Source organism: Albidovulum litorale (assembly GCF_025751495.1).
GTDB lineage: Bacteria > Pseudomonadota > Alphaproteobacteria > Rhodobacterales > Rhodobacteraceae > Albidovulum > Albidovulum litorale.
Genome location: NZ_JAOWKZ010000001.1, coordinates 278907 through 300981 on the forward strand (window position 1 = coordinate 278907; position 22075 = coordinate 300981).

The following is a 22075-nucleotide window of genomic DNA, read 5'->3' on the forward strand; positions in this document are numbered from 1 at the left end:
TCTGCCGTCAGGGTCAGAGGCCGAGCGCAGCCTTGACCTGATCGAGCGCTGCGCCGAGCAGTTCCGGGCTGTCCTTGGCGGCATCGACCGTGGCTTTCAGCGTGGTCTTCGTCGCGTCGTCAAGTGTTGAACCGTCGATCGCGGCATTGACGGCATCGGCGTCAAAGTTCGCCGGATCGAAGATGTCGGCAACAGCGTCGGCGGCCTCAGACGCGGTTTCGGCGGCAGCGTCAGCGGCCTCACCGGCAGCTTCGGTCGCAGCTTCAACAGCCTCGCCCACGGCATCGGCTGCGCCTGCGGCGGCAGCAGCGGCTTCGGCAGCGGCGGCCTCGGCGGCAGCGGCAGCTTCTGCGGCAGCGGCCGCGGCAGCTTCCTCGGCGGCTTTGGCCTCTTCAGCCGCCTTGGCAGCAGCTTCTTCCTCGGCGGCCTTGGCAGCAGCCGCAGCCTCTTCGGCTGCCTTTTGGGCCATAGCCGCCTCTTCAGCCGCTTTCTGGGCCGAGGAGTAGTACCAGTACCCGCCGCCGGCCAGGACCAGCACGACAGCAGCAATCAGAATATTCCGGTTCATTTTGTCATCCCTCAAGATACAGGATCGCCTCAGTTGCTGCGTCGCTATGGCAGAAACAATCACCGGTTAAAAGCGCTTCGATACAAAGCACCCGAATCCGGCTTGAATCGGCCTCCCCGGACGACTAGTTTGCCCGCCACTTGCAATGGCCACGACAGAAGGAGCGCCACCATAGCCCGCAGACCGCACAACGCCCCGCCGCAACGCGATACGGGACCCCGCGTCAATGACCGCATTCGTGCCCCCGAGATTCGCCTGATCGGCGCCGAGGGCGAAAACGTCGGAGTCGTCACGCCCGCCCGCGCCATGCAAATGGCTGAAGAGGCCGGCCTGGACCTCGTTGAGATTTCACCGAACGCGGTGCCGCCGGTCTGCAAGATCATGGACTTCGGCAAGTTCAAATACGAACAGCAGAAGAAAGAGGCCGAGGCGCGCAAAAAGCAGAAGATCATCGAGATCAAGGAAATCAAATTCCGTCCGGGCACGGATACGCATGACTACGACGTCAAGATGCGCTCGGTCGTGAAGTTCCTCGAAGGCGGCGACAAGGTGAAGGTCACCCTGCGCTTCCGCGGCCGCGAGATGGCGCACCAGGAACTGGGTCTGGAACTTCTGAAACGGGTGGCGGCGGATGTCGAGGAGATCGGCAAGATCGAAAACATGCCGAAACTCGAAGGCCGTCAGATGGTGATGATGATCGGCCCGAAATAAGCCGGATCAGCAGAACGATTGCACGCCCTCGCGAATTGCGGGGGCGTTTTCGTTTGTGAACATCGTAAACGGATAATTCGTCACCGTTGCACGTGCGTCACTCGCAATCTGGCTGGTCCGGTCCTAGGATCACCGAAGAACGAGGCAGTCAGGGACGCGTCGATGCACCCGGAACTCATTGTTACACTCCGGGGATATAACCGGTCGCTCTTCCTCGCCGATCTTACCGCCGGACTGACCGTGGCCATGGTGGCCCTGCCCCTGAGCATTGCCATCGCCATAGCATCGGGCGCCACCCCGGCGCAGGGGCTGGTGACAGCGATCATCGGCGGTTTCCTGATTTCCGCTTTCGGCGGCAGCCGGGTGCAGATCGGCGGACCGACCGGCGCGTTCATTGTGGTCGTTTATGCGGTGATCGCGGAACATGGCTATGACGGGTTGTTGATTGCCACCCTGATGGCCGGTGCCCTGCTCCTGATCGCCGCGGCGCTGCGGCTTGGCAACCTGATCGCGTTTATTCCCGAAGCGGTCGTCAACGGCTTTACGATCGGCATTGCCGCGATCATCGCGACGAGTCAGATGAAGGATCTTCTCGGGCTTCAGACGGGTTCGGTTCCCGCCGATTTTCTCGAAAAACTCCCCGTTCTCTGGCAGGCCCGGGACAGTCTCAGCCTTGTCACGCTTGGCCTTGGGCTTCTGACGATGGTCCTGATCGTCGTATTCCGGCGCGCCGCGCCGAAGGCGCCGGGCCTGATCGTCGCGGTGGCGCTGACATCGGCTGCAGTCGTCCTCTTCGATCTGCCCGTCGACACGATTTCCGACCGTTTCGGGGCGCTGCCGCAATCCCTACCTCTGCCGTCGCTACCCGAGATCACGCTCGACCGCCTGACCACGCTTCTTCCATCGGCCTTCGTCATCGCCTTTCTTGCCGGTGTGGAATCGCTTCTGTCAGCCATGGTGGCGGATCGCATGACGGATACGCGTCACCGGCCAAATGCCGAGGTACTGGCACAAGGCCTCGCCAATATCGGGTCCGCATTCATGGGCGGTCTTCCGGCAACCGGTGCAATCGCGCGTACGGCGACGAATATCCGGGCAGGAGGGCGAACGCCGGTGGCCGGGATCATCCACGCGCTGACCATCCTGATCTTCGTGATCGCCGCCGCCCCGCTCGCCGGTTACCTCGCAATGCCGGCGCTGGCCGCGCTGCTGATCCTCACAGCCTGGAACATGAGCGAGCCACAGAAGTGGGGGCATTATGCACGCGCGCGCAGATCGGACCGGATCATGCTGATCCTCACATTGGTCCTTACCCTCGTCGCTGATCTGACGGTGGCCATAGGTGTAGGCGTTGCGGTTGGCCTCGCTCTCAGGCTAAGGCGCAGGGACGTGCCGCCGGCGGAATGGGATACGCCCGAGCGGTAGTCAGACGCGAGGGGCCGGATGCTTTCCTATCAGCATATCTATCACGCGGGTAATCTGGCCGACGTGCACAAACATGCGCTGCTGGCGGTGATGCTGGACTACCTGACCCGCAAGGCAAAACCCCTGACTTATATCGAGACCCATGCGGGACGTGGCCTCTACGATCTTGCTGCGCCGGAAGCGGCGAAGACCGGCGAAGCCCTTGCAGGGATCGGGAAGCTGGCCGGACAGTTTCCGGAAGATCACCCCTATTCCCGTGTCCTGTCAGGCGTCTCGGCGCATCACGGGTCGACGGCCTATCCCGGCTCTCCCCTTGTCGCGGCGCTCTCGCTGCGCGATGGCGACCGGATGCATCTGGCAGAGCTTCATCCCCGCGAGGTCACTGCGTTGCGCGAGGTGATGAAGCCGTTCGGTGCGCATATCCGGCAGGAGGACGGGGCGCAGATGGCGCTGGCCGTGACCCCGCCTGAACCACGCCGGGGGCTGATGCTGATCGACCCGAGTTATGAGGTGAAGACCGACTACACCGCCCTGCCCGCGCTGATCGCCAAGGTTCATGCCAAGTGGAATGTCGGCGTGATTGTGCTCTGGTATCCGATCCTGACGAGCGGCGCGCATGTGGCGATGCTGGCCGAATTGGAGCGCGCTTCCTATCCCAAGGCCTTGCGGCATGAGGTGCGCTTTCCGCCTGCCCGGGAGGGACACGGCATGGTCGGGTCCGGCATGTTCATCCTGAACACGCCCTTCGGAACCGAAGATGAGGCGGACCGATTGAGTGCGGTTTTTGCCTCTCTTTCGGCATAGAAAAAGGCCGGGGATCGCCCCCGGCCTTACTTTGGTCATATGCGGCTCGACGAAAGGCAGCCTCAGGAGGCCGCAACCGCCCGCGCCGTAAGCACCTTCGCCAGATGGGCGCGATAGGCAGGCGTTCCATGCAGATCGCCGATCATGCCGTCGGCGCTCAGGCTCAACCCCTTCACCGCGTCGGTTGAGAAGCTGCCCGACAGGGCGGCTTCAGCCTCGCTCCAGCGGAAAACGCCTTCCTCCGAAGCGCCAGTGACGGCAACCCGGACGCCACCCGCATATTTCGCGACGAATACGCCAGTCAGGGCAAAGCGCGAGGCGGGCTGGTCGAACTTCTGGTAGTTCGCCTTTTCGGGCATCGGGAAGCGAACCTCGGTGATGATCTCGCCCGGCTCCAGCGCGGTGGCGAAAAGCCCTTCGAAGAAGTCATCCGCCGCGATCTTCCGGGCATTGGTCACGATCGTTGCGCCCGAGGCGAGGACCGCCGCCGGATAGCAGGCCGAAGGGTCGTTATTGGCAAGTGAGCCGCCGATCGTGCCCTTGTTCCGAACCGCCGGATCGCCGATCCCACTCGCAAGTGCGGCCAGTGCGGGGTATTTCGCCGCCGCCTCCTTCGCCACGGTTGCATGGGTCGTCGCCCCGCCGATGCAGAGCGATCCGTCATCGCCGGTGCAGACACCCTGCATTTCCTTGATGCCAGAGAGGCTTACCAACACCGACGGTGCCGCGAGTCGCTGCTTCAGCGAGGGGATCAGGGTCTGCCCGCCACCCAGCGCCTGCGCGTCCTCGCGCCCCAGCGCCTTCACGGCGTCGGCGATGGTCGTGGGCTTTTCGAAATCGAATGCGTACATGGTTTCCTCCCTCAGCCCTGCATCGCCGCCCAGACCCGCGAGGGGCTGACTGGCATGTCGATATGATCCACCTTGTGCCCGCCGCTCTGAAGCGCGTCGATCACGGCATTGACGACTGCAGGCGGCGACCCGATGGCACCCGCTTCGCCGCAGCCTTTGACGCCGAGCGGGTTGTGGGTGCATGGCGTCTGGCAGGAATGGTCCACATTGTAGAACGGCACGTCATCGGCGCGCGGCATGGCGTAGTCCATGTAGGACCCGCTCAGAAGCTGGCCGTTGCCGTCATAGGACGTGTTCTCGCAAAGGGCCTGACCGATCCCCTGCCCGACGCCGCCATGGACCTGGCCTTCGACGATCATCGGGTTCATGACATTGCCGAAATCGTCGGCGCAGTGGAAAGCCGCGACCTCGACCTTGCCGGTGTCGGGATCAACCTCCACCTCGCAGATATAGGCGCCTGCCGGATAGGTGAAGTTGGCAGGATCGTAGAAGGCGGTTTCCTCCAGCCCCGGTTCCAGCGTCTCCAGCGGGTAGTTGTGCGGCACATAGGCCGAGAACGCAATCTCGCCGAAGGTTTTGGCCTTATCGGTCCCCGCCACGCTGAAGCTGCCGTTTTCGAAGGTGATATCCTCCTCGGCGGCTTCCAGCATATGTGCGGCGATCTTCTTGCCCTTGGCGATGATCTTGTCGACCGCGCGGTTCATGGCCGAGCCGCAGACCGCGAGAGACCGCGAACCGTAGGAACCCATGCCGAACGGGATCTTCGACGTGTCGCCATGAACGATTTCAACTGAAGCCTCCGGGATGCCGAGCCTGTCGGCCACGATCTGGGCAAAGACGGTTTCATGCCCCTGACCATGGCTGTGCGCGCCGGTCATCACACTGATATTGCCGGTCGCGTTCACCCGCACGGTCGCTGCATCGTAAAGCCCGACGCGGGAGCCGAGCACACCGACGAGATGCGACGGCGCAATGCCGCAGGCCTCGATCCAGGTCGATAGCCCCATGCCACGCAGCTTGCCCTTGGCGGCAGAGGCCGCACGGCGCGCCTCGAACCCCGCCACGTCCGCCATCTCAATCGCCTTGTCGAGCGTGGCATGATAGTCGCCCGTGTCGTAGGCAAGGCCCACAGGCGTCGTGTAGGGGAACATGTCCTTGGTCAACAGGTTCTTGCGCCGCACCTCGAACGGATCAAGCCCCAGTTCGCGGCACATCTTGTCGACGACCCGCTCCAGCGAGAAGGTCGCCTCGGGCCGTCCGGCACCGCGATAGGCATCGACCGGTGCGGTATTGGTGAAGACCGTCTTCACGTTCACATAGACATGCGGCACCTTGTAGGGCCCTGCCATTAGCGTGCCGTGCAGGAAGGTCGGCGTCACGGTCGCGAAGTTCGACAGATACGCCCCGACATTGGCCATCGTCTCGGTCCTGAAGGCAATGAAGGTGCCGTCCTTTTCGCAGGCCAGTTCGATCTTCGTCACATGGTCGCGGCCATGGGCGTCCGACAGGAAGCTTTCCGAACGCTCCGCCGTCCAACGCACCGGCCGGGCGAGCTTCTTCGCCGCCGCCAGCACGAGCGCTTCCTCACCGTAATGGTAGATCTTCGATCCAAAGCCGCCGCCCACATCGGGCGCAACCACGGTCAGCTTGTTCTCCGGGATACCTAGCACGAAAGCCGCCACAAGAAGACGCGTCAGGTGCGGGTTCTGGCTCGTCGTGGTCAGCTTGTAGTCGCCGGTGCCGGGGAAATACTCGCCAATCGACGCGCGTGGTTCCATCGCGTTCGGAACCAGCCGGTTGTTCACCAATTCCAGCGTCGTGACATGCGGCGCATTCTTGATCGCCTCATCCACCGCTGCGCGGTTGTCCTCGATCCAACCCCAGTCGTAGCACTGGTTGTCGGGGATCTCGTCGTGGACGCGGTTCGACGCATCGGCGAGCGCGCCGGCCATGTCGATGATCGCGGGCAATTCCTCGATCTCGCTATCGCCGGCCAGCTGTTCGGCCGCATCCTTCGCTTGGTCATAGGTCTCCGCCACCACGGCGGCATAGGCATCACCGACATGGCGCACCTTGCCATGGGCAAGGACGGGGCGCTTCGGTTCGCGCATCGGCTCGCCATTGCGCGAGTTGATCAGCCAGCCCGCCGGATTGCCGCCGACATCCTTGAAATCCTCGCCGGTGAAGACGGCAAGGACGCCCGGCATTCCTGCCGCACCGGACGTGTCGATCTTCACGATGCGGCCATGCGCCACCTCGGAGCGGACAAAAACCGCATGGGCCTGTCCATGAAGGTTCAGGTCGTCGGTATAGACCCCTTTCCCGGTGAGGAAACGGATATCTTCGCGGCGCTTGGAACTGGCGCCAATCCCGTGATCCTTTGGCATGTTATCCCCTCCCTTACTCGGCCGCGATCTTCGACACGTCCTGACCGGACGCGGCGAGGACAGCCTTGACGATGTTGTGATACCCGGTGCAGCGGCAGATATTGCCCTCAAGGTAATTCCGCACGTCAGCCTCGGAGGGCTTCGGATTCTCGGCCAGAAGCGCCGCCGCCGACATCACCATGCCCGGCGTGCAGAAACCGCATTGCAGCCCGTGATGGTCCTGAAACGCCTGCTGGACGGTCCCGAGCGAGCCATCGGGATTTGCCATCCCCTCGATGGTGCGCACATCTGCCCCGGACGCATCTGCTGCGAACATGGTGCAGGACTTCACGGCCTTGCCGTTGACATGCACCACGCAGGCGCCGCACTGGCTTGTGTCGCAGCCCACATGGGTTCCGGTCAGGCCCAGCCCTTCGCGCAGGAAGGACGACAGCAGCGTCCGCCCCTCAACCTCACCGGACACGGCTTTCCCGTTCACGGTCATCGTGACCTTCGTCATCAAGTCCTCCCTGAAATCTTGCTTTTCGCCACTTAAGCACGGCTTTCGGATTCTGAGAACACCGCATTTCAAAAGATCTTTTTTGATTATGTCATTCTACTTTTTGGTTGACTGATAGCGTTGACTGGCATAATTCATCCATATGGTTGAACGAGAATCGACACCCCTGACCGATATCCTGAAAGCCGCGAGCGACCCGACGCGGCGGGCCATCCTGACGCTGCTCGCTCAGGACGGCCCGACCCGTGTCACCGAAATCGCGGCCCGTTTTGAGATGAGCCTCAATGCCGTCTCAAAGCACATCAAGGTTCTGGAAGCCGCCGGTCTCGTCAGCCGCCGCACCGCCTGGCGCGAACACATCATCGAGGTTCGCATGGAACCTCTGGCCGAAATCGACCGCTGGTTCCGCGAGCTTCGCTCGATCTGGGAGATGCGGCTCGACGCCCTGAATTCGCTGCTAACCGAGGAGAACGACAATGACTGATGCTACCATCGACCTGCGCCTCACCGTTTCCCGCCTGATCAAGGCGGATACGAAACGCATCTACGACGCATGGCTCGACCCCGCGATGCTGTCACGTTTCATGCGCCCCGATGCCGATGTGACGATCCCGAAGGCCAAAAACGATCCCCGCGTCGGCGGGCGTTTCGACATCCTCATGCAAGCAGGCGACAGGCAGATCCCCCATGCCGGAACTTACCTAGACCTGACCCCGCACGAGCGGATCGTCTTCACTTGGGAATCGCCCTTTTCAACCGACGGATCGACCGTAACGGTGACGTTGAAACCCGAGGCGGACGGCACGAGGGTGACCCTGACCCATGTGAAGTTCCTCTCGGAAGAGATGAAATACAATCATGAAAAGGGCTGGGCGGAAATTCTGGACGCGCTGCGCGCGGAGTTTGCCTGAGAAACGAACAACGATCATTGCGCAAGGATCCGGCTCAACGAGTCGAATCCTTGCTCAGGTCAAACAAGCATTGTCTAACCCGGTCTGGCCCATCAGACGCTGAGAACCGCGCAGCCGGGTATAACTTCAGACCGGAACCGTGCCATTTCCTTAGTCCTGACCATTCCCGCCGAAAGCGTCCCGGCCCCGCCGCCCCTCGCGCGGTTGGGGCCGGATCGGGATTTCCTTCAATAGCCCCCCAACCCCCATCGCCGCGATGTCGTCATCCGTCACCTTCAGCCCGCAGGCGAGCCGTTCCAGCACCCAGTCGGCCCCGTTGAGCGCGGGCGAACGGGCGCAGCCCGGCAGGCCAATCACCGGCCGCCCGTTCAGCGTGCCGTGAAACAGAAGGTTCCCCGGATCGACCGGCATCCCGAACCGCGCCACGCTGCCGCCTGCGCGCCGCACCGCCTCGGGGGCCACGTCATAGAGGTCCGATGTCGCGGCCCCGGTCAGGATCAGCACCATCTCTCCCGACAGCCGCCCGAGCGCTTCGGCGACAGCGGTAACGTCATGACGCGCCACCACCACCTCAGCCAGATCCATCCCGAGCGACCTGAGGCGCCCAGCGACCGCCTCGCGCCCCTTCTCGGCCAGCTTGTCGCCGGCAGGCTCCGTCAGGATCAGCCCCGCCGAGCGCCGCACCACCGGGCGCACACGTACCGCACCCGACGCCACCCGGCAGCCTGTCTCCAGCGCCGTACCCGCAACGGCATAGGCGATGACCTTCACCGTGCCGACCAGCATCCCTTCTGTCACCCGCGTATAGGGTGCGAGCACGGCCAAAGTCAGCGCGGCGTCGATGCGGTTCAGCGCATGGATCGCGTCCACGTCCAGGTCGACGATCCCCGACCCCACCGCATACAGATTGACGCGCCCGGCATGGGGCGATGTGAAGCGCAGCCCGGCTGCATCCGGATCCGGCAACAGCGCGGAAGCCAGCCGAGCCGCCGCCATATCCTCACCGACATCGCCCGGGTCGAGCCGGGCAACCGTAACCTCGGAAAACCCCTCGGCAGCAATCCCCGCCAGATCGGCCGCCGTCAGCACCCGCCCCTTGCCCAGCTTGCGCCCACCGACCATCAGCGAATGGGCCAGCACTGCACCCTCGGCCGCGTTCAGGGCAACTGGCCCGAACCTCATGCTCCCCGCCTCAGCACCCGGGTAATCTCCGCCATGACCGAGACCGCAATTTCGGCGGGCGACTTAGCCCCGATATCGGCGCCGACCGGTGCATGGATGCGCGCAATCTCGGCAGCGGAGAACCCCGCCTCCTCCAGCCGCGCCACGCGCTTGGCGTGGGTCCGGGACGAGCCGAGGCAGCCGAGATAGAAAACCTCGGACCGCAGGGCCGCCATGATCGCCGGATCGTCGAGCTTAGCATCATGGGTCAGCGTCACCACCGCTGTCCGCTGGTCGAGCCCGACCGCCGCCATCGCCTCGTCGGGCCAGTCATGGCTGATCACTTCGCCCGGAAACCGCGCATCGGACCCAAACGCCTCGCGCGGGTCGATCAGGACGGGATCATAACCGCAGGCGCGTGCCATCGGCAAAAGCGCCTGAGCGATATGGACCGCACCAACCACGATCATGCGTAAGGGCGGGTTTTGGATATGGACGAACTCGTCGCCCTCGACACCCGATTTGTCCGCCCGGAACCGGTTAGCGAAGGCCCCGTCGCGCGGCTCCAGCCGACGCGCTGAGCCGTCCAGATGAACAACATAGGCGACCGGCAGCCGCCCGGCCCGTGCCATGACGATATCGGACAGCATCTCGTCGGGCAGAACGGAACCGACAGGCTCCACGAGAACCCGTATCTGACCGCCGCAGGCGAGGCCTACTGCAAAGGCGTCATCGTCGCTCACACCAAAGGTCAGAACCCTTGACCGGCCATCGGCCAAAGCAGCCCGCGCCTCCTCCACCACAGCACCTTCGACACAGCCGCCCGAGACCGAACCCATCATCTCGCCCGCCCCTGAGACCACCAGTTGCGATCCCAAGGGGCGTGGCGCCGAGCCCCATGTCTCGATCACCGTGGCCAGCACCGCCCCCTTCCCGGCGCGATGCCAGTCGAGCGCGATTTCCGGAATCCTGTCGTGTTCGGCGCGATCCATGGCCTCTCCTCCCGGCCTCAATATGGCTCCGCACCCCGCGTCCCGCCAGTGGCAAAACTCCGCATCCATTCTTCTTGGCACAAATACTCCCGCCGGAGGCGCCTGAGCCCCCTTTTGCCAGAAAGGGGGCGAGGTAGGGGAATGGCCCCGAACGGGGCCGCAATCAGATCACACCGCGCGCCGGATGCGAAGCTGGAAGCAATTGTTGCGGGCCGACCTCACATCAACAAAGGCTATACCCGGGCTGGACAGAAGCTCCGTCGCATAGGCCGCGATCTCGCCGTTCGGTAGGACCTTCCCGGTTCCGTAGACGATCCGACAGTCGGCCGAATAGCCTTTCAGATGGAAATCCGGGCTGACCGAAAGGATCGCGGGTACCCCCTCGCCTCAAAACGCCTTGCAGTCCTCTGCACACAGAAAGATCGGCCCGCATTCGGCATAAGGCTGCAATTCGGGAAAAGGCCGATGGGCGAGGATGAGGTATTCGCCACCCGCGGGTACATGGCCGAGGCAATGTCGGCAGGGTGTGCCGTGCCCGTCCGAGATCGCGCCGCGCTCGGCAGGCTGACCATTTGCATCGGGTCCGCCCGCACGCAGGGCGCGGACCAGATCGCTGTCCACCGACTCGTAATTCAGTTTCATCCGGACCTCCGTTTCAGACTTCCCGATAAAAATGGGCCGCGCGGAGCATCCCGCGCGACCCGAAGCTTGCGCATTGCAAGGTGATCAGTTCGCTGCCTGCCGCAGAAGATCGGTGATCCGCCGCACGCTCGCCCGCCGGTTGGCACGCTCGGCATCCTGCGTCTCGATCTTTAGGAACTGCTCTCCGTATCCCTGCACGACCATGTTTTCCGGCGGCACCGCGAAATATTCCGTCAGGGCAAGAGCCACCGATTCCGCGCGCCGGTCCGAGAGGGCAAGGTTGTAGGCCGCCGAACCCACTGCATCGGTGTGACCCTCGATCAGGAAGACCTCGCGCGGATCATCGGCGACATAGGACTGGATCAACCGCCCGAGACGGGCGAGCGATTTCGCCTGATCCGGCCGGATTGCGGCCGAGCCTGTCTCGAACGTGATTGCGTCAAGGTCGATTACGGGGACCAGTGCCCGAACCTCGGCGATGTCGCGCACCTGCGCGAGCGAGAAGCGCCGGTCGAGAGCCGCCTGTCGCTCTAGGGCCGCACGCAGGGCATCCTCATCGGCATCAGAGGTAAAGACCGGCTGCACGGCAGGCGGCGGCAGTTCGGAAACCACCACGGGCGCCACCATGGCGGTGTCATCGATCAGCAGCGTCTCGGTCCCGTCGACGGCCACATGGGCGCGCCTCAGCACGCGGTATTCAGCATCGCGGATCGTCACGATCTTCGACCCATCCGCCCGCGTGACCGTCGTCCGGGTCGAGCCGTCGTTGAAGGTCTCAGTCCTGACCGTCGATCCCGGTTGACGCAGAAGCGCGTTGTCATCCTTGATGATCTGATAGGAACCGTCCTCGCGCGTCACGACGACCCGGTCGCCCGAGTTCAGTTCCACCTTTCGGTTGTTTGACAGCAGCGCACCGACCGCGACAGCACCAAGACCAAGAAGAATTGCTTTTTCTCCCTTCGAGAGACCATCATCGTCATCCTTCGCGGCGATCGCGGGTGCGGCGGCGGTCTCGTTGACCTTGTTGGCGAAATCCTCGTCTGAGGATCGAGCAGTTTCCTCAGTCACCACTTCCTCGGTGACGGTGGCCTCGGCCTCCGCATCCTCGGTGATCTCGGTCGCGGCGGCGACGGGCGCCTCGCCCGAGGCAGCATCGGGTTGGACCGGAAGATCCGGCACAACCTCGGGTTCGGTAGTGGTCTCCGGTGTTTGCTCTGCAACGGCCGTTTCCTCCGGTGCCGACTCATCGGCTGCGCTCGCTTCCGAGGCCGGTTCCTCCGCGGTGCCGCCGGAATCGGCCGCCAGCGCCTCAGCGAGGGCCGCTTCATCCGTCACCGCTTCGCTTGCCGTGGCTTCAGTTGCGGTCGTCGTGTCTTCGGTCGCCGCTGGTTCCGCAACACCGGCTTCTGCCGCCAACGCCTCGGAAAGCGCGGTTTCGTCAGCGGAAGCCTCACCGCCCGCATCAGCCGGCGCGGTTTCCGTCGCGACCTGTTCGCTCGGAGTTTCTTCGGCAGGGGCCACCTCTTCAGCAGAGTCAGTCTCGCCTGCTGGGACGGCGTCTTCCACAACAGCTTCGGCCGCGACCTCTTCGGTCGCGGCGGGTTCGGCATCCGTGACCTCGGCTGGTTCTGCCTCCGGCACAACCGCAGCATCCGCCAAAGCAGCCCTCTCGGCCTCTGCGCTGGCACGCATCGTGGCCAGAACATCGACCATTTCCGGCTTCACTCCCGCGGCGACGCCCTCGACGCATGGCAATTCGGCGCCATCGGCACAGATCATCGCGTCCCTCGGAACGGCAAAGGCGCCGCCCGCACAGGGCAGTTCCGCCCCGTCCTCGCAGATCATGTCCGCTGAGGGCAGTTCCGGCACACCGGTCATGCAGGGCACATCGCTGCCATCGGCACACATGAATTGCGGCACGGATGCTTCCTGCGCCCGGACCGGCAGCGGCAGGGCAAGCGAAACGCTGGTGATCAGCGCGGTGGTCGTGTTCCAGGTTCGGCGCATGGGCCAATCTCCCACTGGTTACAATATATGTCGTGGATTAATGCACGAAGGCGGCACCGAGTTCCCTTCACGCTCCAGCGATGAAACATGAACAGGCGTCTATCCGCCGATCAAGCGCATCAGACGCGCCTTTTCTCCGTTGTCGTGGGACGCCGCGATGGCCGCGCCCAGCGCCTCCAGTGAGGCAACCGAATGGCCGGCGCGGAAACTGTCGACATGGGGCAGCATGGCCGCAATGCCCCGCGCCTTCGGAACGAACCCATCCCAGCGCAGCAAGGGGTTGACCCAGATCAGGCGGCGGGCCGAGAGGTGCAGCCGTTCCGTTTCCCGCGCGAGATCGGCAGCAGGGTCGCGGTCGAGCCCGTCGGAGATCAGAAGCACGACCGCCCCCTGCCCCATCACCCGGCGCGACCAGTCGCGGTTGAATTCATGCAGGCAGGCGCCGATCCTTGTGCCACCCTGCCAGTCCTGCGCCTCGGCACCGGCGGCGGCGAGGGCCGCATCAACATCGCGCTTGGCCAGATGCCGGGTGATGTTGGTCAGCCGCGTGCCGAAGGTGAAGGCATGCACCTTCGCCCATCCCGCGCCTTTCCGGTTTGCCACGGCGTGAAGGAAATGCAGCACCATACGACTGTAGTTCGACATGGAGCCAGAGATGTCGCACAGGACCACCAGATTGGGCCAGCGTTCACGCCTTGCCTTCATCGACAGGTCACGGAACTCGCCACCACGGCGGATCGCCGCGCGCATGGTCCGCCGCCAGTCGGCCAGCGCCCCCGGCATGGCAGGCCGCGTGCGGCGCGAGGCGAGAGGTTTCACCGGCAGCGACAGCCGCGCGATCATGCGCTTCGCCTCGGCAATCTCGGCCACCGACATCTGTTCGAAGTCGAGCGTTTTCAAACGTTCCTCGGCCGATGCGGTCGCGGTGGCGTCAATCTCGATCTCCGTCTCGCCGTCGTCTTCGCGCGAAACTTCGGGCAGATCACGGTGGGCGCCATCCAGCAAAGCCTCGGCCGCGCGTTTTTCGGCCGGTCTAGCAAGCCGCTCCTCCTGTACGCCGTGGATGGCGGGCAGCATCAGGCTCATCATGTGTTCCAGATAACGCGGATCGCGCCAGTAGAGCCGGAAGACCTGGGCAAAAACCGCGCGATCTTCGGGGCGCGAGACGAAAGAGGCGTGAAGAACCCAGTAGAAGTCCTGTCGGTCGGTAAACCCGGCCGCCTCAACCGCGCGGATCGCGTCGACCACACGGCCGGGGCCGACCTTCAGCCCCGCCTTGCGGAGCGCCCGGGCGAAATGGGTGATATTGGCGGCAAGTTTGCCGTCCTCGGGGATATCGAGCGGCAATGCCTCAGCCATATGTCGGCACACGGGGGCGCTGCCCCCGCACTCCCGGAGTATTTCCAGACAGAAAGTGGACCGAGTGGCACATCACTGCGCCGGAGTGAGCTCAGCGCGGACCTCGTCCAACAGTTTCTTCGCGGGAGATCCGGCGATTTTCTGGATGTCGTCCTGATATTTCAGGATCGCGCCAAGCGTATCGGCGATGACCTCAGGGCTGAGAGCGATCACGTCGAGCGCGAGCAGGCATTTCGCCCAGTCGATCGTTTCCGCCACGCCGGGTTTCTTGAACAGATCCTCGCCGCGCAGTTTTTGCACGAAGGCCACCACTTCGCGGCTGAGTGTTTCGGTGGCTTCCGGTGCACGGGCATGGACGATCTCCATTTCACGGCCGAAATCTGGATAGTCGACCCAGTGATAAAGACAGCGCCGTTTCAATGCGTCATGCACTTCGCGCGTGCGGTTGGATGTGAGGATGACGATGGGCGGTTCGGGCGCATGAATCGTGCCGAGTTCGGGGACCGTGACCTGAAAATCCGAGAGCGCCTCCAGCAGGAATGCTTCGAAAGGTTCATCGGTGCGGTCCAGTTCGTCAATGAGCAGGACTGGCGCGCCGCCCCGCTGGGGCCGCATCGCCGCCAGAAGCGGGCGTTCGATCAGATAGTCCTCGGTAAAAAGCTCTGCCCGGAGTGCATCGCGGTCGGCGGTTCCCCCGGCCTCGGCGGTACGGATCGCGATCATCTGGGCGGCGAAGTTCCAGTCGCAGACGGCCGAGGCGGCATCGAGCCCTTCGTAGCATTGCAGCCTGATCAGGCGCCGCCCAAGCCCTGAGGCGATGGCCTTGGCGATCTCGGTCTTGCCGACCCCCGCCTCACCTTCCAGAAAGAGCGGCCGCCCAAGTTTAAGCGCCAGGAATACGACAGTAGCGAGCGGACGGGCGGCGATGTAGTCCTGCCCGGCAAGCAGGGTTTCGACGTCATCGATGGTTGCTGGGATGGCAGTCACAACGGGCTCCTTTACGGCGCGACCATGCTGGTGGGCCTCGGGAGCGCGGTCAAGGGGCGACCTAGGGTGGGGAAGTGCGACCAATAGACCGCAAAGGATCCGGCGGCAATTGACAGTTTGGCGGCGGCATGGCTCGGTGCAGTCACAGACGCCAGGCGGGAGAACGTGCATGTCGATCGAATTGTGGCTGACCTTCGTGGCGGCGTCGTCGGTTCTGCTGATCATCCCCGGACCGACCATCATGCTGGTCCTGACCTATGCGTTGACGCAGGGGCGCCGGGTGGCGCTGGCCACTGTCGCAGGCGTGGCACTGGGCGATTTCGTCGCGATGAGTGCTTCCCTCGCCGGTCTTGGCGCTCTCGTGCTGGCTTCGGCCACGCTCTTCACGGTGCTGAAATGGATTGGCGCAGCGTATCTGGTCTGGCTCGGCATCAAGCTTTGGCGCACCCGTCCGACCGGAGGGCTTGGCATCGACACGAAGGCCGAACTGCCCGCGCGTGGCGTCTTTGGCCATGCGGCCGCTGTCACGGCGCTCAACCCCAAATCCATCGCCTTCTTCATCGCCTTTGTTCCGCAGTTCTTGCGCCCCGAAGCCGCCCTTGCCCCTCAGTTCGCGATCCTTATCGCGACTTTCGTAACGCTCGCAGCGCTTAACGCGCTGGCCTATGCGCTGCTGGCCGACCGGATGCGGGCCCGGATCAGGCGGCCTGAAACGCGGCTCTGGCTGAACCGAGGGGGCGGCACGGCCCTGATCGGGATGGGTGTACTGACAGCCGCCCTGCGCCGGGCCTGACATGGATTTCTTAGCCCCCCTCGCTCACAAGGGCTTTGCCCGGCTTTTCGCGGCACAGGTGACCGCACTGCTCGGCACTGGTCTTCTGACCATCGCGCTGGCGCTTCTGGCCTATGATCTCGCCGGTGCGCAGGGCGGGCTGGTCCTTGGTTTCGCACTGACGCTCAAGATGGTGGCCTATGTAACGCTGGCACCGGTGGCGAATGCCGTCCTTGGCGGGTTGCCGAGACGCGAATTGCTTGTGGCGCTCGATGTGATCCGGGCGGGCGTGGCGCTTATCCTGCCCTTCGTCACCGAGATCTGGCAGATCTACGCCCTCGTATTTGTGTTGCAGGCCGCATCGGCGGCATTCACGCCCACATTTCAAGCCACCATTCCCGACATCCTGCCAGATGAACGGACGTATACCCGCGCCCTTTCGCTGTCTCGGCTGGCGCAGGATGTCGAAAACATCGCAAGCCCGGCGCTGGCTGCAGTGCTTCTGATGCTCGTCGCGAGCAACACGCTTTTCTTCGGTACCGCACTCGGCTTTCTCGGCTCCGCCGCGCTCGTCTGGTGGGCGAACCCGCCGCGCCCTGCCAAACGGGCCGAGGCCAGCACCCAGCGGCGGATCTTCACCGGGATAGAGACATATCTTGCCACGCCACGCCTGCGCGGGCTTCTGGCGCTCACGCTTGCGGCAGCGGCGGGCGGCGCGATGATGATCGTCAATACCGCCGTGATCGTGGGGGACCTGTTCGGGCGCGGCAAGGCCGACGTCGCCCTCGCGATGGCGGTGTTCGGGGCCGGATCGGCACTGGCGGCGATCGTGCTGCCGCGTGTGCTGGACCAGCTTCCCGACCGGCCGGTCATGCTGGCCGGCGCGGGCGGGCTTTCGGCAGCGTTGATTTTCGGGGCTATCGTCCTCGCACTTGCCCCCGCCTTCGGGCCCGACACGTGGGGCCTTTACATGATCTGGATGGCAGCGAGCGGTTTTCTCTATTCAGCAATCCTCACACCGACCGGTCGGCTTCTTCGCCGCTCGGCAGAGGCACCGGAACGGCCTGCGCTCTTTGCCGCGCATTTCGCCCTGTCCCATGGTTGCTGGCTGATCACCTATCCGCTTGCCGGTTGGCTGGGTGCCTGGGCCGGGATGACGACGGCATCGGTCATGCTGGGCTTGCTGGCGGCGGGCGCAGTACTGGCCGCGAAGAGCCTCTGGCCACGGATCTCGGCAACGGCGGACATCTCAGAAGACGTTTGATCACAACCTCCTTAAAGCTCTCCTTATAAGAGAGCGGCTAACGCACGCAATCTACGTAAAATTGATCGAAATTTCTCGGCTGAATACGCAGGCAAGATGGTCACCGATTCTTTTTCGGCACCACGTAACAGCCAGACGACCAGAACGGACGGGAAACAGATTCAAAACGCATCGCCAAATTACCGCGGCCGCAGAAACAGTCATTCAGAAAATTATTAACAAAATCAGCGTTTCCCTTACGTAAATCTTGCCTGAAAAGCCGTTCGGCTCCCATATCGAATCATTGGTGGGGTGACTGTAGTGGCTTTTCCTAGTGACGGAACTCATATGAGTGATTCCCGGTCCGAGTCGCATGCCGACTGGGTTGGACGGTTGCGCACTCTTGGTGAAGGGGCCGGTTTTTTTAAAAAACTCGGCGCCTCTCACGCCGCCATATTCACGGATAACGGCCCGACGCTCTTAGTGACATTTGAAACGATCACCGACATTAACCGGCTGAACGCCGACCAATTGCCGCTTGGTTATCACGTCGCGCGCGATCGCGGTTGGTCACATCTGTGCATCGTCGCCAAAAGCGATACCTGGTATCGCGACCCCTCTGTCTTCGCGCTGTTTGATCGACTGGATGACGGCGATTTCTTTGATCAGTTCGATGACGTCGTCTTTTACGGCGCTGGAATGGCCGGGTATGCGGCGGCGGCATTTTCTGTCGTAGCACCTGGCGCTGTCGTCATCGCGGTGCAGCCTCAGGCGACACTCGATCCGCGTGTTGCCGGCTGGGATCCGCGGTTTCCGCATATGTGGCGCACATCCTTCACCGACCGTTACGGATTTGCGCCGAACATGATCGAGGGCGCGGCCGCAGTCTTTGTCATCTACGACCCGGAACAGAACCTCGATGCGATGCATGCGGCCCTCTTCGTGCGTCCGCATGTCACGCTGCTGCCCTGCCGAAACCTTGGTCGCGATATCGGACAGTCGCTGGTCGAGATGCGGATTCTACCCTCGGTCCTCGCGGCGGCGGCGACCAGAAGCTTTGACGAGCGCCTGTTCCGTATCTTCTACCGGGCGCGCCGCAACTACCGGCCCTATCTGGAGAACCTCTTCCGCAAGCTGACTGCCGATGGACGCATCTACCTTGCGGCGTTGCTGAGCCGCAACGCAGCCATCCGGCTGAACTCCCCCGAATTCCGGTCCCGGTCGGCGCAACTGGAACAGGATCTTGCGGTCGCGGGCCTGCGTCTGCCCGCGCCCCATGTCAACAAGTAACCGGTGTCAACAAGTAACCGGTTCTCGTCAGCACCGGTAGGCGACCGCGTGGAGTTGATATATCTCGGCTCCAGGCGATACCGGGTCAAAGACGACGGTGTTCGCCCCGGCCTCGCGCGCATCGGCCAGGATGCGGTTGCGCGCATATTTGACTGCCGGACCGGCCAGCACACCATAGGCGCCGGGTGTAGACCGGATGTCCGAGACATAGGTGCAGGATGCGACCTCTGCCGGTGTCGCCTCGCGCACACCCGACACGCCGGTAAAGCCGGGGTCCTGTGTGCAGGCCACCAGCGGCATCAGAAAAACAAGCGGAACGATGGATTTCATGGCTGCGCCTCAATACCAGGCATCATTCTGTGCCCCTGCCATCGCAGTCTGCGCCATGACATGACAGGGCGCAACTGCCCACGATGCACCCGCCCCTTCTATCGGCGAAAAGTCTCCTGCCGGTCAGGCGGGAGACACTGCGCGCCGGTACAGGTGCCACGTCGCATGGCCGAGAATGGGCAACACGACGGCAAGACCCAGAAGCAGGGGAATGGAACCAAGAACCAGCATCCCCGCAACAATGCCGCCCCAGACCGCGACCGTGACTGGGTTCTTTCTCGCAACTTCGACCGATGTCACAACCGCGACCGGCAGCCCGACCGGACGGTCGATGAGCAGGGGAAACGAGACGACGCTCGTCGCAAGCACGAGAAGCGCGAAGAGAAACCCGATCGGCAGGCCAAGCGCAATCATCGCCCAGCCGGGACCGGTGGTCAGGACCTCGGACAGGAAGGTGCCCGCCGAGGCCGGAATGTCCGGGCCCATCGTCATCTGGAAGATGAAATAGGCGGTCAGCATCCACATAAAGAAGACAAAGAAATGCGCGATGCCCAACACGAGGATCGCCCCGAAACGTGGGGATTGCAGTACGGCAAACCCATCGGACCAACTCGTCGGCCGTCCGGCTTCCCGCTGGCGGCTCATCTCGTAAAGCCCGACTGCCGCGGCAGGTCCGACCAGTGCGAATCCCGAGACCAGCGGAAAGATCAGCGGCAGCATGCTGTTGTGAAACGCCGCCCAGATCAGGCAGGCCCCGATGATCGGATACAAAAGGCAGGCACCGATGACATCGGTGCGCAGCGCGGCAAAGTCCGACACGCCCTGCCGCAACGCTGCGCGGATATCCTCGACACCGATGGTCTGCACCTGAGGCGCGGCGGCATGCGCCCCGCCCAGTTCACGCGCCACCTCGCCGATGTCATGCCCTGCTGCACCAAGAATGCGCGTCCCCCAGGACAAGGGGTTTCCAATCGTCTTGGTCATGGCCGTTCCTCCGCGTTGCCATCGGGCAGCGCCAGTCGGTCGCCGAAGCGCGTCAGCCTCGCCCCGGACAACCGGGCGGCACCGACACGATCAGTATATCACGGCCTGCCCCACCAACCGCACAACTTTCGGAGAGCGTGTCGTGCGCCTCTCCATCCCGCAAACGTCAAGAATCTGCGGCGCGCCCGTATCGAGATGGTGGAAACCGGCCGCATGACAGTGTAGGGGCAGGCCATGACCACGACACTCACGCTCCGCCGTCCCGACGACATGCACCTGCACCTGCGCGATGGCGCGATGCTGAAGGCCGTGCTGCCCGAAACCGCACGCCATTTCGCCCGTGCGATCATCATGCCGAACCTCGTGCCGCCGGTGGTTACGGCAAAGGACGCCGCCGCCTATCGCGACCGGATCATGGTCGCCCTGCCCGACGGCATGACGTTCGAGCCGCTGATGACGCTCTACCTGACCGAGGCGACCGACCCGGCCGATGTCGCCGCCGCCCATGCGAGCGGTCTGGTAAAAGCCGTGAAGCTCTACCCGGCAGGCGCCACGACCAACTCGCAATCCGGCGTTCGCGATTTCGACAGGGTTCGGGCGGTGCTGGAAAAGATGGCCGAGATCGGCTTGCCGCTCTGCGTCCACGGTGAGGTGACCGACAGCGACATCGACATCTTCGACCGCGAGGCGGTGTTCATCGACCGCGTCCTCGACCCGATCCGCCGCGCCACTCCGGGCCTGCGGGTCGTGATGGAACACATCACAACGAAGGACGGCGTGGACTATGCGCGGTCGCAGCGCGACGACCTTGGCGCTACGATCACCACCCATCACCTGATCATCAACCGCAACCACATCCTCGCTGGTGGCATCAAGCCGCATTATTACTGCCTGCCGGTTGCCAAGCGAGAGCATCACCGCCTCGCACTCCGCGAAGCGGCGACGAGCGGCGAGGCGCGGTTCTTCCTCGGCACAGACTCGGCTCCCCATGCCGATCACCTGAAGGAACATGCCTGCGGCTGCGCCGGCTGCTTTACCGCGACGAACACGATGTCGATCCTCGCCCATGTGTTCGAGGAGGAAGGCGCGCTCGACAGGCTCGAAGCCTTCACCTCGCTGAATGGCGCTGCCTTCTATGGCATTGCCCCAAACGAAACCCGTATCACCCTGCAAAAGGGCGACGCGGTCACCTACCCCGCCAAGATCGACACCGGTGCCGGACCCGTCACCGTCTTCGATCCCGGCTTCCCGCTCCACTGGCGCATCGCGCCCTGACCATCCTCCTCGTCGCCTGCAGCACTCGTCGGACCCGAGGAGACGCCGCAGGCGCACGACGAGGGCCCCGCGAAAGGACAGACATGATCCCCTCCTCCTTCCCCCCGAAAGACGAGATCGCCCGCCTGACCGCGCGGATGCTTCTTGAAATCAAGGCGGTGCATTTCAATGCGGCAGAGCCCTTCATTCTGGCCTCCGGCCTGCCTTCGCCCACCTATATCGACTGCCGCAAGCTGATTTCCTATCCCCGCATCCGTTCCACTCTGATGGATTTCCTCGCTGTCACGGTGATGCGCGAGGCGGGATTTGAGGCGTTCGACAACATTGCGGGTGGCGAGACGGCCGGCATTCCCTTTGCCGCCATGGTCGCCGAGCGGCTGGCCCTGCCGATGACCTATGTGCGCAAGAAACCCAAGGGTTACGGCCGCAACGCGCGCATCGAGGGTGCCATGAGCGAAGGCCAGCGGGTGCTGCTGGTGGAGGATCTGACGACCGATGGCGGCTCGAAACTGAGTTTCGTCGACGCGATCCGCGATACTGGTGCGACCTGCGCTCACACCGCTGTCATCTTCTATTACGGCATCTTTCCCGAGACGGTAAAGACGCTCGGCGACCACGGCGTTTCGTTGCATCATCTCTGCACCTGGTGGGACGTTCTGGCCGAGGCGCGCGAATCGAACAGCTTCGATTCCGCGACGATGGATGAGGTCGAAGCCTTCCTCACCAATCCCCGCCCCTGGCAGGAAGCGCGCAAGAAAGCCTGACGTAGCGGAAACGTCCAGACGTTGCCGCAAACCTTCGGCGCACCGACCGTAGATATTGACAGCCTTGCCCCCATAGCCGCAGAATATAGGGGAGCAGCGCTTTTCCACAGGCC

At 63.5% G+C, this 22075-nt stretch carries 21 protein-coding genes and 1 pseudogene; 10 read left to right on the forward strand and 12 right to left on the reverse strand.

Annotation, left to right across the window (positions count from 1 at the left end; all coding sequences use genetic code 11):
- Positions 1-13: 13 nt before the first annotated feature.
- Complete coding sequence (locus OEZ71_RS01395; RefSeq protein ID WP_263738136.1) at positions 14-568, reverse strand: hypothetical protein; 555 nt, start codon at positions 566-568, stop codon at positions 14-16.
- A 33-nt stretch (positions 569-601) separates the two neighbouring features.
- Between OEZ71_RS01395 and infC the strand changes: the two genes are divergently transcribed.
- From infC to OEZ71_RS01410, 3 genes are all read left to right on the forward strand, one after another.
- Positions 602-1279 (forward strand): translation initiation factor IF-3, encoded by a 678-nt coding sequence (gene infC / locus OEZ71_RS01400; protein ID WP_263738137.1) that lies wholly within the window; start codon positions 602-604, stop codon positions 1277-1279.
- A 162-nt stretch (positions 1280-1441) separates the two neighbouring features.
- The gene (locus OEZ71_RS01405; protein ID WP_263738138.1) at positions 1442-2704 is read left to right on the forward strand and encodes a SulP family inorganic anion transporter; all 1263 of its coding nucleotides are present in this window, start codon (positions 1442-1444) and stop codon (positions 2702-2704) included.
- An 18-nt stretch (positions 2705-2722) separates the two neighbouring features.
- Positions 2723-3508, forward strand: a complete 786-nt coding sequence (locus tag OEZ71_RS01410; protein WP_263738139.1) for a 23S rRNA (adenine(2030)-N(6))-methyltransferase RlmJ — start codon at positions 2723-2725, stop codon at positions 3506-3508.
- Positions 3509-3570: 62 nt separating this feature from the next.
- Here OEZ71_RS01410 and OEZ71_RS01415 read toward each other — a convergent pair whose 3' ends face one another.
- The 3 genes from OEZ71_RS01415 to OEZ71_RS01425 are packed head-to-tail and all read right to left on the reverse strand — an operon-like array spanning position 3571 to position 7245.
- On the reverse strand, positions 3571-4359 hold the full coding sequence (locus OEZ71_RS01415) for an FAD binding domain-containing protein (protein WP_263738140.1): 789 nt from the start codon (positions 4357-4359) through the stop codon (positions 3571-3573).
- Between the two features lie 11 nt (positions 4360-4370).
- A complete protein-coding gene (locus tag OEZ71_RS01420) occupies positions 4371-6746 on the reverse strand; it encodes a xanthine dehydrogenase family protein molybdopterin-binding subunit (RefSeq protein WP_263738141.1) in 2376 nt (791 codons plus the stop codon).
- A 13-nt stretch (positions 6747-6759) separates the two neighbouring features.
- Complete coding sequence (locus OEZ71_RS01425) at positions 6760-7245, reverse strand: (2Fe-2S)-binding protein (RefSeq protein ID WP_263738142.1); 486 nt, start codon at positions 7243-7245, stop codon at positions 6760-6762.
- Between the two features lie 142 nt (positions 7246-7387).
- On the opposite strand from OEZ71_RS01425, the gene OEZ71_RS01430 reads away from it, so the two are divergent.
- Together OEZ71_RS01430 and OEZ71_RS01435 are read left to right on the forward strand one after the other, a co-directional pair.
- Positions 7388-7729, forward strand: coding sequence for an ArsR/SmtB family transcription factor (locus tag OEZ71_RS01430; RefSeq protein WP_263738143.1), 342 nt, complete (start codon positions 7388-7390; stop codon positions 7727-7729).
- Positions 7722-8156, forward strand: coding sequence for an SRPBCC family protein (locus tag OEZ71_RS01435; protein WP_263738144.1), 435 nt, complete (start codon positions 7722-7724; stop codon positions 8154-8156). Before OEZ71_RS01430 ends, OEZ71_RS01435 begins: the two co-directional genes overlap by 8 nt.
- A 150-nt stretch (positions 8157-8306) precedes the next feature.
- Here OEZ71_RS01435 and OEZ71_RS01440 read toward each other — a convergent pair whose 3' ends face one another.
- The 6 genes and pseudogenes from OEZ71_RS01440 to OEZ71_RS01465 all read right to left on the reverse strand — a co-directional run bounded on the left by OEZ71_RS01440 (position 8307) and on the right by OEZ71_RS01465 (position 15304).
- Positions 8307-9338: a molybdopterin-binding protein gene (locus OEZ71_RS01440; protein ID WP_263738145.1), complete on the reverse strand. Its 1032-nt coding sequence runs from the start codon at positions 9336-9338 to the stop codon at positions 8307-8309.
- The gene (locus OEZ71_RS01445) at positions 9335-10309 is read right to left on the reverse strand and encodes an XdhC family protein (protein ID WP_263738146.1); all 975 of its coding nucleotides are present in this window, start codon (positions 10307-10309) and stop codon (positions 9335-9337) included. Before OEZ71_RS01445 ends, OEZ71_RS01440 begins: the two co-directional genes overlap by 4 nt.
- Before the next feature lie 168 nt (positions 10310-10477).
- Positions 10478-10951: pseudogene (locus OEZ71_RS01450) on the reverse strand (DUF1203 domain-containing protein).
- An 84-nt stretch (positions 10952-11035) separates the two neighbouring features.
- The gene (locus OEZ71_RS20225; RefSeq protein ID WP_318527789.1) at positions 11036-12958 is read right to left on the reverse strand and encodes an OmpA family protein; all 1923 of its coding nucleotides are present in this window, start codon (positions 12956-12958) and stop codon (positions 11036-11038) included.
- Between the two features lie 99 nt (positions 12959-13057).
- Positions 13058-14317, reverse strand: a complete 1260-nt coding sequence (locus OEZ71_RS01460; RefSeq protein WP_263738147.1) for a vWA domain-containing protein — start codon at positions 14315-14317, stop codon at positions 13058-13060.
- A gap of 72 nt (positions 14318-14389) precedes the next feature.
- Positions 14390-15304 (reverse strand): AAA family ATPase, encoded by a 915-nt coding sequence (locus OEZ71_RS01465; protein ID WP_412175594.1) that lies wholly within the window; start codon positions 15302-15304, stop codon positions 14390-14392.
- Positions 15305-15473: 169 nt separating this feature from the next.
- Between OEZ71_RS01465 and OEZ71_RS01470 the strand changes: the two genes are divergently transcribed.
- The 3 genes from OEZ71_RS01470 to OEZ71_RS01480 all read left to right on the forward strand — a co-directional run bounded on the left by OEZ71_RS01470 (position 15474) and on the right by OEZ71_RS01480 (position 18609).
- The gene (locus OEZ71_RS01470) at positions 15474-16097 is read left to right on the forward strand and encodes a LysE family translocator (protein ID WP_263738148.1); all 624 of its coding nucleotides are present in this window, start codon (positions 15474-15476) and stop codon (positions 16095-16097) included.
- A 1-nt stretch (position 16098) separates the two neighbouring features.
- Positions 16099-17340: an MFS transporter gene (locus OEZ71_RS01475; protein ID WP_263738149.1), complete on the forward strand. Its 1242-nt coding sequence runs from the start codon at positions 16099-16101 to the stop codon at positions 17338-17340.
- A 462-nt stretch (positions 17341-17802) separates the two neighbouring features.
- Positions 17803-18609 carry a phosphoadenosine phosphosulfate reductase gene (locus OEZ71_RS01480; protein WP_263738150.1) on the forward strand — a complete coding sequence of 269 codons (807 nt, stop codon included), beginning with the start codon at positions 17803-17805 and terminating at the stop codon, positions 18607-18609.
- Between the two features lie 27 nt (positions 18610-18636).
- Here OEZ71_RS01480 and OEZ71_RS01485 read toward each other — a convergent pair whose 3' ends face one another.
- Both OEZ71_RS01485 and OEZ71_RS01490 read right to left on the reverse strand, forming a co-directional pair.
- Positions 18637-18939 carry a hypothetical protein gene (locus tag OEZ71_RS01485; protein WP_263738151.1) on the reverse strand — a complete coding sequence of 101 codons (303 nt, stop codon included), beginning with the start codon at positions 18937-18939 and terminating at the stop codon, positions 18637-18639.
- 123 nt (positions 18940-19062) lie between these two features.
- Positions 19063-19923 carry a DUF2189 domain-containing protein gene (locus OEZ71_RS01490; protein ID WP_263738152.1) on the reverse strand — a complete coding sequence of 287 codons (861 nt, stop codon included), beginning with the start codon at positions 19921-19923 and terminating at the stop codon, positions 19063-19065.
- Positions 19924-20157: 234 nt separating this feature from the next.
- Here OEZ71_RS01490 and pyrC point away from each other — a divergent pair, with 234 nt between their 5' ends.
- Together pyrC and OEZ71_RS01500 are read left to right on the forward strand one after the other, a co-directional pair.
- Positions 20158-21198, forward strand: coding sequence for a dihydroorotase (gene pyrC / locus OEZ71_RS01495; protein ID WP_263738153.1), 1041 nt, complete (start codon positions 20158-20160; stop codon positions 21196-21198).
- A gap of 83 nt (positions 21199-21281) precedes the next feature.
- Positions 21282-21962: an orotate phosphoribosyltransferase gene (locus OEZ71_RS01500; protein ID WP_263738154.1), complete on the forward strand. Its 681-nt coding sequence runs from the start codon at positions 21282-21284 to the stop codon at positions 21960-21962.
- The last annotated feature ends 113 nt before the right edge of the window (positions 21963-22075 follow it).

What these genes read in the sequence shown, in the direction of transcription:
- OEZ71_RS01420 (WP_263738141.1), bottom strand. Translation starts at nt 6,746, where the DNA reads ATGCCAAAGGATCACGGGATTGGCGCCAGTTCCAAGCGCCGCGAAGAT.
- OEZ71_RS01395 (WP_263738136.1), bottom strand. Translation starts at nt 568, where the DNA reads ATGAACCGGAATATTCTGATTGCTGCTGTCGTGCTGGTCCTGGCCGGC.
- OEZ71_RS01445 (WP_263738146.1), bottom strand. Translation starts at nt 10,309, where the DNA reads ATGGATCGCGCCGAACACGACAGGATTCCGGAAATCGCGCTCGACTGG.
- pyrC (WP_263738153.1), top strand. Translation starts at nt 20,158, where the DNA reads ATGACCACGACACTCACGCTCCGCCGTCCCGACGACATGCACCTGCAC.
- OEZ71_RS01485 (WP_263738151.1), bottom strand. Translation starts at nt 18,939, where the DNA reads ATGAAATCCATCGTTCCGCTTGTTTTTCTGATGCCGCTGGTGGCCTGC.
- OEZ71_RS01460 (WP_263738147.1), bottom strand. Translation starts at nt 14,317, where the DNA reads ATGGCTGAGGCATTGCCGCTCGATATCCCCGAGGACGGCAAACTTGCC.
- OEZ71_RS01435 (WP_263738144.1), top strand. Translation starts at nt 7,722, where the DNA reads ATGACTGATGCTACCATCGACCTGCGCCTCACCGTTTCCCGCCTGATC.
- OEZ71_RS01410 (WP_263738139.1), top strand. Translation starts at nt 2,723, where the DNA reads ATGCTTTCCTATCAGCATATCTATCACGCGGGTAATCTGGCCGACGTG.
- OEZ71_RS01405 (WP_263738138.1), top strand. Translation starts at nt 1,442, where the DNA reads ATGCACCCGGAACTCATTGTTACACTCCGGGGATATAACCGGTCGCTC.
- OEZ71_RS01425 (WP_263738142.1), bottom strand. Translation starts at nt 7,245, where the DNA reads ATGACGAAGGTCACGATGACCGTGAACGGGAAAGCCGTGTCCGGTGAG.
- OEZ71_RS01470 (WP_263738148.1), top strand. Translation starts at nt 15,474, where the DNA reads ATGTCGATCGAATTGTGGCTGACCTTCGTGGCGGCGTCGTCGGTTCTG.
- OEZ71_RS01475 (WP_263738149.1), top strand. Translation starts at nt 16,099, where the DNA reads ATGGATTTCTTAGCCCCCCTCGCTCACAAGGGCTTTGCCCGGCTTTTC.
- OEZ71_RS01440 (WP_263738145.1), bottom strand. Translation starts at nt 9,338, where the DNA reads ATGAGGTTCGGGCCAGTTGCCCTGAACGCGGCCGAGGGTGCAGTGCTG.
- OEZ71_RS20225 (WP_318527789.1), bottom strand. Translation starts at nt 12,958, where the DNA reads ATGCGCCGAACCTGGAACACGACCACCGCGCTGATCACCAGCGTTTCG.
- OEZ71_RS01430 (WP_263738143.1), top strand. Translation starts at nt 7,388, where the DNA reads ATGGTTGAACGAGAATCGACACCCCTGACCGATATCCTGAAAGCCGCG.
- OEZ71_RS01415 (WP_263738140.1), bottom strand. Translation starts at nt 4,359, where the DNA reads ATGTACGCATTCGATTTCGAAAAGCCCACGACCATCGCCGACGCCGTG.
- OEZ71_RS01500 (WP_263738154.1), top strand. Translation starts at nt 21,282, where the DNA reads ATGATCCCCTCCTCCTTCCCCCCGAAAGACGAGATCGCCCGCCTGACC.
- OEZ71_RS01490 (WP_263738152.1), bottom strand. Translation starts at nt 19,923, where the DNA reads ATGACCAAGACGATTGGAAACCCCTTGTCCTGGGGGACGCGCATTCTT.